Source organism: Novosphingobium sp. 63-713, from assembly GCF_001898925.1.
Lineage (GTDB): Bacteria > Pseudomonadota > Alphaproteobacteria > Sphingomonadales > Sphingomonadaceae > Novosphingobium.
Genome location: NZ_MKVS01000045.1, coordinates 20579 through 29022, shown reverse-complemented (window position 1 = coordinate 29022; position 8444 = coordinate 20579). Strand labels below are relative to the sequence as shown.

The 8444-nt window shown below is 61.1% G+C and carries 16 protein-coding genes; 14 read left to right on the top strand and 2 right to left on the bottom strand.

Going from position 1 to position 8444, the window contains the following annotated elements:
* From BGP00_RS17370 to BGP00_RS17305, 14 genes are all read left to right on the top strand, one after another.
* The coding region (locus BGP00_RS17370; protein ID WP_292925794.1) for a zincin-like metallopeptidase domain-containing protein at window positions 1–299 on the top strand (299 nt) is incomplete at its 5' end.
* Between the two features lie 8 nt (window positions 300–307).
* The gene (locus tag BGP00_RS17365) at window positions 308–733 is read left to right on the top strand and encodes a hypothetical protein (protein ID WP_292687612.1); all 426 of its coding nucleotides are present in this window, start codon (window positions 308–310) and stop codon (window positions 731–733) included.
* A gap of 28 nt (window positions 734–761) precedes the next feature.
* Window positions 762–1175, top strand: coding sequence for a hypothetical protein (locus BGP00_RS17360; protein ID WP_292687610.1), 414 nt, complete (start codon window positions 762–764; stop codon window positions 1173–1175).
* Between the two features lie 90 nt (window positions 1176–1265).
* The gene (locus BGP00_RS17355) at window positions 1266–1955 is read left to right on the top strand and encodes a hypothetical protein (protein WP_292687609.1); all 690 of its coding nucleotides are present in this window, start codon (window positions 1266–1268) and stop codon (window positions 1953–1955) included.
* Window positions 1952–2383 (top strand): hypothetical protein, encoded by a 432-nt coding sequence (locus BGP00_RS17350; protein WP_292687607.1) that lies wholly within the window; start codon window positions 1952–1954, stop codon window positions 2381–2383. The genes BGP00_RS17355 and BGP00_RS17350 overlap by 4 nt, the downstream gene beginning before the upstream one ends.
* On the top strand, window positions 2380–2646 hold the full coding sequence (locus BGP00_RS17345; RefSeq protein ID WP_292687605.1) for a hypothetical protein: 267 nt from the start codon (window positions 2380–2382) through the stop codon (window positions 2644–2646). The genes BGP00_RS17350 and BGP00_RS17345 overlap by 4 nt, the downstream gene beginning before the upstream one ends.
* 105 nt (window positions 2647–2751) lie before the next feature.
* Window positions 2752–3708 carry a hypothetical protein gene (locus BGP00_RS17340; RefSeq protein ID WP_292687603.1) on the top strand — a complete coding sequence of 319 codons (957 nt, stop codon included), beginning with the start codon at window positions 2752–2754 and terminating at the stop codon, window positions 3706–3708.
* A 349-nt stretch (window positions 3709–4057) separates the two neighbouring features.
* A complete protein-coding gene (locus BGP00_RS17335) occupies window positions 4058–4402 on the top strand; it encodes a hypothetical protein (protein WP_292687601.1) in 345 nt (114 codons plus the stop codon).
* Window positions 4403–4428: 26 nt separating this feature from the next.
* A complete protein-coding gene (locus tag BGP00_RS17330; RefSeq protein WP_292687599.1) occupies window positions 4429–4806 on the top strand; it encodes a DUF3768 domain-containing protein in 378 nt (125 codons plus the stop codon).
* Entirely contained in the window at window positions 4807–5097 is a 291-nt protein-coding gene (locus tag BGP00_RS17325) for a hypothetical protein (protein WP_292687597.1), read from the top strand.
* Between the two features lie 55 nt (window positions 5098–5152).
* Window positions 5153–5770, top strand: coding sequence for a hypothetical protein (locus BGP00_RS17320; protein WP_292687595.1), 618 nt, complete (start codon window positions 5153–5155; stop codon window positions 5768–5770).
* On the top strand, window positions 5767–6018 hold the full coding sequence (locus tag BGP00_RS17315) for a hypothetical protein (protein WP_292687593.1): 252 nt from the start codon (window positions 5767–5769) through the stop codon (window positions 6016–6018). The genes BGP00_RS17320 and BGP00_RS17315 overlap by 4 nt, the downstream gene beginning before the upstream one ends.
* A gap of 59 nt (window positions 6019–6077) precedes the next feature.
* On the top strand, window positions 6078–6353 hold the full coding sequence (locus BGP00_RS17310) for an HU family DNA-binding protein (RefSeq protein WP_292687591.1): 276 nt from the start codon (window positions 6078–6080) through the stop codon (window positions 6351–6353).
* Window positions 6354–6504: 151 nt separating this feature from the next.
* A complete protein-coding gene (locus BGP00_RS17305; protein WP_292687589.1) occupies window positions 6505–6777 on the top strand; it encodes a WGR domain-containing protein in 273 nt (90 codons plus the stop codon).
* A 398-nt stretch (window positions 6778–7175) separates the two neighbouring features.
* Here the strand turns inward: BGP00_RS17305 and BGP00_RS17300 are convergent, their stop codons facing one another.
* Together BGP00_RS17300 and BGP00_RS17295 are read right to left on the bottom strand one after the other, a co-directional pair.
* A complete protein-coding gene (locus BGP00_RS17300) occupies window positions 7176–7781 on the bottom strand; it encodes a nucleotidyl transferase AbiEii/AbiGii toxin family protein (RefSeq protein WP_292687587.1) in 606 nt (201 codons plus the stop codon).
* Complete coding sequence (locus BGP00_RS17295; RefSeq protein ID WP_292924454.1) at window positions 7774–8394, bottom strand: AbiEi antitoxin N-terminal domain-containing protein; 621 nt, start codon at window positions 8392–8394, stop codon at window positions 7774–7776. Before BGP00_RS17295 ends, BGP00_RS17300 begins: the two co-directional genes overlap by 8 nt.
* Window positions 8395–8444 lie beyond the last annotated feature (50 nt).

Genomic DNA, 8444 nt, shown 5'->3' with positions numbered 1-8444 from the left:
GGGAGCCTTGGGGTTTTGGGTGGGGCTGGAGGCTACCGATGATTTTGATCCCCCAACCGCCGTTTTTCGCTGGACTGTCAGGATATGTCGCGGAAATTGGCGCGGCCATGGTTATGGCAGACCTTGGCCTTGCCAGCACGCCGCGCCCCGATCACGCCGCTTACCTGTCCAGTTGGCTCACCACATTGCGCCATGATCCGCGCGCGATCTTCAAGGCAGCAGCACAGGCGCAGGCCGCACTCGACTGGATCCATGCCCATGCGGGCGCGGCGGCACACCCGCTGCCGCTGGCGGCGTGAGGCGCATCATGGCTCACACCGTCAATTATCCGGTCGGCGCCCAGGTCGGCTTCTGCCTGCTTGCCCCCAGTGATCCGCGTGAATGGTCGAGCGCCTATAATAGGCTGATCGCCGATATCCGCCGCCAGATCCGCAGCCTGCTGCCCAATTTCGAGAGTCATGTCGCATGGCGCGGTTGCAGCGACCGCGTGCTGGCGCGCAATCCCTATGCCGATATCGGCCTGTCGGTGGCCCATGGCATGGCAGCGGTCTGGATGGCCGAACGCGAGGACAGTACATTCCGGGCGCGGGCAAGCTGGGGCGATCTGCGCGGTGAGGCGCGTGACTGGATGACCCGCATCGGTCCGCGCTTCGATGAAATGTTGATGCGCCTCGGCTGCATCCAGCATCTGCCTGCCGACGATCCCTCGATCCTCTGGCCCCTTGCGGCCTGACCTCCCCCATCTTCTGAAAGGACAATCGATGTCCCATACACTTACCGCCGGTCTCTGGCGGGCCAACGCCTTGCGCCGTTGCGGTTGTGACTGGCCGTTCAACTGGACCTGCGAGGTCACGAGTTTCGATTCCGCAACGCGCAGCCATCACTATGTCGCGACGATCCAACAGAGTGGTTCGCGCAGGATGGATGAGGCGGCAGCCAATGCCCGGGCGATGACTGAAGCTTCAGCCATGGTGCAGGTGGTGCGCCGCCTTGGCATGATCCTCGATCAGAGCGATCCCGACCATGAAAGCTTTGTCGACAGCGCGGCCGATTGCCTGGATGGCCTGCTGGCGCAGGCGGAGGAAATCCGCCGGATTCTGTCCTCGCTCGATGGTGTTTCGGTGAAGCCCGCGCCCAGGCTGCGCATCGCGCATGAACTTTGCCACCACGACTGATGAATTGGCCCTCTCCGCCGCTGGCAGGACCTCACGACGGCCCCCGGCGAGCGCGCCAACCCTACTTCTTTACCCCTGAAAGGATCGACGATGGTCGATTATTACACCAGTGCCTGTTTCACCATTGCTGTCACACCTGCCGAAGCTGCCTTGCTCGAAGAAGCGAGCAGAGTCTGCGATGTGCTGTGCCATGACCTGACCAGCCCTGAGCAAGAGCAGGCATTCTACGCCGAGTGCAGCGAGCCCTTTCGAGCGCGTTTTCCGATCACGGACCCCGATGCTCCGTTTGCCGGATTTCGGGCGATGTTCGATGATCCGACCTATCCTCGCTGTCCTGCCGATTGGACCACGCTCGCAGCAGAGGAAGCGGGCCGCGTGTCCGTCAGCATCTCGGGCGATGATGTCGATCCCTACTCTTTGGCCGGCCTCCTGCGCCATCTTTGTCCATCGGCGCTCCCGCTGTGCTTTGGCTGGGCGAATACGCCATCGCGTGCCTGCCATGACGCTTACAGCGGCGGCTATTACGAGGTCCGCGCCGAAGGCATTTTCCGGGTGCTGGATGATTGTGAGGACATTGATGCCGGGCATTTGGTCATCGCGATGTTCGATCCGGAGGAAGGCCTGTTGTTCTGGAACAAGGACGATGGCTTCGGCTCGCTGGAGCAGGCATCCGTTTTTACAGAAAAGGAGGCGGATCGCTACGATCTGCCGATCGCCGACGCCCAGCCCGAGTGGATCGCTTTGCCGCCGCGCAAGGCCTTTGTGCAGGTCGTGCCATGAGCGCGCCCGGACCGACAGGCTATCTGGCCTATCGCTGTCCCCTTTGCTGCGGCGACAATTGCGGCAATGACGCCAGTGGAGGTTGGGACGTCATAACCCAGCAAAGCGTCCTCCTCGGTGAATTCGACAGCGTGTGGTGCTCGCAATGCGGAGACCTCAAGCATCTCGAGGAATATGAGATCACCGATCCCGACGAGATCGCCGCGATCGATGCCGCCCGCGCAAAGTTGCGTCAGCGCGATGCTGCCGAGGCCCTGTTCGAAGCCGCCCGTTGGGCCTTGAGCGTACTCAATGATGGGAAGGAGGCTCGCCGCCGGGGGCATGACGCGATCGCCCAGCGCAAATTGCTCGACGCTCTGGCGTTGGCGCAGGGCGGGGCAGCGCTCGCAGGGCAAACCTTGCCGCAAGCGCAGGAGCCGCTCCGATGATCGAAAGCCTGTTGGCGCTCTCCACCGGCCACCTCACGGAGCAGACCTGCAACCTCTATCTGCCGACCGCGCCCTTCAGCGCCTTTGAAAAGGGCGAAGTCGGTTGGTTCATCTATGCCACCGATGATCCCCCGAAGGATATCCCTGCCGATCTGGCGCAATGCATCCTCCATGCCCGTCACCTCGGTTGCGCCTGGCTGATGTTCGATAGCCATTATGATCTGATCGAGGGATTGCCCGATTATACCGGGCAATGGGGGTAAGGTGTGGATGACGAGAAATGTTTCGCCTTAACTCAGGCGCCTTCCGCGCCCGGCAAAGGAGAGGGGGAAGGGGCTTGGTGAACCTTCAAGTTAGGAGAAGTCGCCATGTTCGCTGTCCCCCCGCTTCCTGCCTCCTGTCGGCCTGATCACATTCCAGACTTCCTGAACAGCGCCCAAGGGGCGCCCTGGCTCGACGCCCTGGCCGAGAATTACCCGCACCGGCGCTATGATCGCTGTTCGTCTGATCGCTGGGAGCTCAAGACGCTCAATTCCATTGCCGCGCGGATTATCGACGCTAAATATGCCGACGCTGATGTCGATGAAGCCGTGCAAGGCCAACTGCCGCCTGCCTGTTTTCAGGAAACCTGGTTCCATACGGTCGCTCCGGCTTTGCGCAGTTCGTTGCATCAGTTCACCGGCCACGCGCCGGACGATGAGCTGATGGATGCCATTTGCTATGCGTGGGAAGATGGCGCTGCAGACCGGGATACCAGTTCGCCGCAGGATCTGTTCTCCAGCCACGAGCGTGTGGAATTGTTGTTCCGGTTCAATACGCAACCCTGGCTCGACGATGCCCTTGTTCACTCGCGCCGGCCGTGGGCGGATTTCGGGGATCTGGAGGTCGATGGGAACCTGTGTTTCGCGCTGGCGCAAATGGGTTACACGCTGGGGGAATATCGCAAGGCTTCGGGCAATCGGAACCGGGCGCAGAGTGGACGCATGCATCGCCGGCCACGCCAACGCGCGCCGCTGCTCGGCGTGGAGAAGCTCAAGGAGCTCGTCGAAAACGCCTGTTCGACGTCTTTTCTGTTCTGCCTCTATGCGCTTATTCCCATTGAGCAGCTTTTCACAATCGATCTGGCCCGGCCGGTCACGTTCGAGGCTTGCCGGGTGGCGACGATGGACCCGATCAATGGCACGTTCTTTGATGTTGCCGCCAACGCGCCGGTCACCGTGAAACCGCAGGATGGGCGTTTCCTGTCTGGTGGCCACCTGCGCTGGTCACCGGAGGATATCTGCGGCCTCGTTCCTTCCTTCTATCATGGCGCGATCCGTAATTGACGTCGGATTGACATGGTGTCGCCCCATGTCCGGCAGGGGACCGGGAAATGCATCGGCTTGCTATCCGTTGCGCCGCCCGCTCCTCTGTCTTGGGACCTCATGCGGTCCAATTCGTCAGAAGCGATTAGATCGCAAGCCTGCCCCGCCGATAACAATAGTTTGGCGTCGTTCAGCCCAATGGCAGTTGGCCAGTGGCGTGTGCTGTAGCCATTTCCCATTGGAAATTGGCCACACTCGCTTTGCGACCATGCACATTGGCAGGCGTCTCAACAACGGCGCCGCAGCGCCGGACCAAGCAGAGGGGGAATGGGAGAGACGAGCAATTCCGCTCGTTTTGAAAGTTCTTCCGATGATGTCCGATAGCGACCGCTTCGCCTTCACTGCCCGCCGCTACCATGGCTTTGCCACCACCGGGAATGCCTATGATGCCACGCAGGTCGATGTGGCGATCGGCAACGGCGACACGCTGCTGATTCTGGCCGAACAGGTGGTGGGCGTGGCCCATTGCTGGCCCTTTGCGGTCACCGAGGCGCAGGGCAAGCTGCATGGCGTCAGCCCCAAACCTGGGGAGAGTGCTGCCGAGTTCGCGGCGGGTCTTGGAGTACAACTGGAGCAGATCGAGGCGGCCATCGAACTGGCCAGGGCCTTGGGCTTCACGATCGACCCGGTGCTGAGCGCACTGCTCGCCGCCTGATTTCCTCATCATCACGAAAGAAACCCATGACCATCACCGCCCAGCCTGCGGCCGACATCGCGCGCCACGAGCAGATTGCTCGCCTCAATGACCGCGTGCGCCTTGGCCTCGATCCCCACGCGCGGATCGTCATCACCCGCAATTGCCTCGAACAACTCGCCGAGGCGCCCGGCGCGCCAGAGGTGAGCTTCGTGCTTCAGGCGCAGCTGATGGCCGCCTTTCGGGACTGTACCTTTGGTGAGGACAGTCCCGAGCGCGATTTTGCCGCAATCACCTTCCTCGGCTTCAAGGTCTGGGCAAAGATCGATTATTATGCCCCCGGCCTCGAATTCGGGTCGGAGGATCCTGCCGATCCGGCCAGGACGGTGCGGGTGATGACCATCCTGCTCCCGGAGGACTATTGAATGTGCGGGCAGCTTGTCGTCGACCGCGCCCATGAAAAGTTCGGCGCGGCGGTTACCATTGCTGATCTGGCCCGCAACTCCTTTGCCGATTTCAATTGCCAGTTCTCCCATATCTATGAGGTATGGGAGCGCCTTGAAGCCGACTGGCGCGATGAACTCGACCGGTCGGCCAGCACAATGGAATATGCTACGGGCGTTTCCGCGCGGTTCAAGGATGGCTCGACGCTGCATATCAGCGCCTGGGCGGATTGTTGTGATGGCTCGGGTTGCCGCCATTGTCGTGGGTACTGAGCGTTTCGCCAGCCCAATTTTCAATTCCAGGAACACCACCAAAAGGGAGACCATCATGGGATGGTTGTTCATGTCTCTTGCCGGCATGGGCCGGTTTGCTACGCCCAAGGCCTATCTCGACAACCAACTGACCTATCCGCCCGATCCGGAAAAGGGCCGTGATCAGGGACGGAGGCTGCTCAAATCCGTATGGTCGGGCCGCGACTATTACGCGGCCGTCGAACCTTATGATGAGCATGGCGCGCAGCCTGTCTTTGCCATCATCTGTCTGGTCCGCTGGGCGCCCAAGGCGAGGAATGGCGAGAACTTTGGCTATAAGGATCTCACCGAAAATATGGGGCCTTGCGAATGCCGTTGCCCGGCCTCGGTGCTCAATTTGCTGGGGCCGACCGAGAATGCCTATGCGCTCGAGTGGCGGCAGGCGTGTCGTACCCGTCTAGCCCTGCTGGCGCGGCCCAAGCCCGGTGACACGATTGTTCTGCCCAAGTCAGTGAGCTTTTCCGATGGTTATGAAGCGGCCAGCTTCGGGATCGGCATCTGGCGCAAGGCGATTGTGCTCAGGGGAGCCAATGGTGGTTATTACCGTATCCCGCGTCTGATGGAGCAGCCATGGACCCTGATACCGGGCACCAGCGCGCCTGCCGGGAACGGTGAGGGGAGGGCGCAACCATGAGTGCATCCCTGAGCCATGCCAGCTTCGCCAATGCCTGGCGGCTTGCCGCTATCATGGCCGAGCAGGAGGGCAGGGACCTGCTGGTCATCGACACCGGCGATCCGCAGCGCCCCTATGTGGTGGACCAGCGCCCCGGACGCGGCGCGGTGGTGGCCACCATCACCGCCCATGCGGAAAAGCAGGGGCGAGGCGCACAAGACTGTGGATGTCTGGATTTTGGCACCGAAATGCCCGTGTTTCCTCGATAGACCGGTGACGAAGCGCGCGTTAGCAAGGCGGTCCAATTTCCCTTCAAGGATACGATCCCATGAATAACAGCGATCTTGCCGACAAGCTGGCGGCGGCACAGGGCCTGACCAAGGCCGATGCCCGCACCTATGTCGATGCGCTCTTTGGTGTGATTGCCGATGCGGCGGCTGCAGGCGAGGAAGTCTCGCTCAACGGCTTTGGCAAGTTCAAGGTCAAGGAAAGCCCGGCCCGCGAAGGTCGCAACCCTTCGACCGGGGCCACGATCCAGATTGCCGCGTCCAGGAAGCTGGGCTTCTCGGCTGCCAAGGCGGTCAAGGACAAGCTGAACGGCTGATCCTCGCAACAGGGAAGGGCGCGCAAGGCGTCGTCCTTCCCTGTTCGCCCCCATTGATCGCCTCCCCTGATCGCCAACGTGAATCAGTTGGCGGCTCCTGATTCAAATTCCTCGTTGGACATGGCGAAGCAGGCACGCGATCATCCGCGCCATGCCGAATGACAGTCTGCCTTGGCCATCCTCGATCAGCCTGCGGGCCATGGATCCGGCGCGCAACATCGCCCGGCATTATCAGATCGACGTCAGCACGGATCTCTTCGGCCTGTGGATTGTCGAATACCGCTGGGGCCGGATCGGCACGGCGGGGCAGGCGCGCAAGGCGTCATTTTCGGCAGCGAGCGATGCTCAGGATTTTGTCTATGGGCTGATCCGGCGGAGAGCTGGGGCCGAGCGACGGATCGGGGTGCCTTATCTGTGTGGGTGAATGGCCTGGGTCAGTCAGTTGTCCTCGGTGAGAGCTGCTAACTGACCGAACCCACGCCTGATTGATGCCCTATCCGCTGGAAACGCCGCGACAGGTTGCGCAGCGATCGGGCGGTATGGTGGACGTCATGTCTCATACTTGGCTGTGGCTGCTATTCGTGCACATGATGGGCCGACGAGATCCCAAACAGCGTCGATAATCACTGCCAGCGAAACATTGTCGAGTTCAAGGGATGCTGCATAGGCGCGCCACTGTCGTTGTTTTCCCCTGTCAGCGACCATTTCGGCCGATAGGCCTGGAGGACGCTCGTTGGGGATGGGTGTCCCGCGGCGCTCGAACGTCGCGCAAATGGCAGCGTCCAGATCCTCGTCGGCGATGCCGATCGCGCGGGGGATCGCCTAGAGATCGTAATAGTCTTTCATTCGCCCGTTGAGGACGCCGAGCGCCACCATCGCCTGGAATTTCTCGGCAATCACTGTTGCGGGCGGATAGGCACGGACTTGCGGAACGGGCAGGTCGAGCAGAGTGGGATAGTCGAGCCGCTGCGTCGCGTCGGTCATGGCGTCTCCAAAGCCGATGTCGATGGTGACGGGGATGCGGGTCTTTTCGAGAAAGGCCGCGGTCTTCAAACGGACGCCGCCATATTCCATGTCCTCTCGGATGACTGTCGCGGCAAGGGCATCGCTATCGAAGACGAGACCATCATCACTCTCGATCGCCATGATCTCCTGAAAGTCGGTGACAAGACGGTCAGGGTCCGAATTGCCATGCCCGAGAAAATCCGCATCTCGAGTGACCCTGTTGTCGTCAGCCACCCAGACCGTAACCAGCATGCCGCCCTTCAGGACGAAGCGGTTGCGATGCGCTGACACCGACAGGCGGTAGAGTAGCCTTTCGAGCGCGAACCGGACCAACAGGACGTCAAAAGCACGGCCCTCCTTGCGAGCGATGTTGAGTAGCCGATCCTTGACCGACTTCGCCAGGTTGGAGGGTATTTTAGCCATTGGAGGTGAGCGCTTCGAGATAGGGCCGCATTATTTTCCAAGCGCCTCCGGCCTTCGCGCCTTGGGCGATTGCGCTCGGAGTTGCCTTGCGTTGCTGGAGAGCAGCCCGCAGGCCTTCCACCGCAACTGATCGATCAACGAGCCTGGGGTTCCGGAACAGGTCGGCGAGGGTCTTGGGGATTGCATAGATCGGCACCTCGACCCCGGCGATCGAATGATGTTCGATGCCTTGACGCAGATAGGCTTGGGTGAAGCGTACCATGCGTAGTGGGGGATAAGACTGCACCGGAGTCCAGTCGCTTGTCCCGATCGCCATCCAGACACGCCGTGGCATTTGATCGGTCAGCCCGTGGAAGGCGAGTGCCGAGACAAGAGCAATTACACCTTTGGGGACACGCATGGCGGCTTCGGCGAGGATTTGGTTCTCCTCGATTTCTGCGCCATGCTTCTGATAAACTCCGCGTGAGATGCGCTCGATCTCGCCATTCTCCACAGCCCGCGCGATCGTTTGCGCACTGATGCCGGCCTTGCGCAGATCCTGCGCGCGCATCATGGCGCGAGCCTCAAGCAGGCTGCTGAGTTTCGCCTTCTGTGAGTTTCGCGCCGAAAGCATGTGACAAAACCTCTGACCAATTGCTCTTTTATCAGAGGTTTTGTCACATG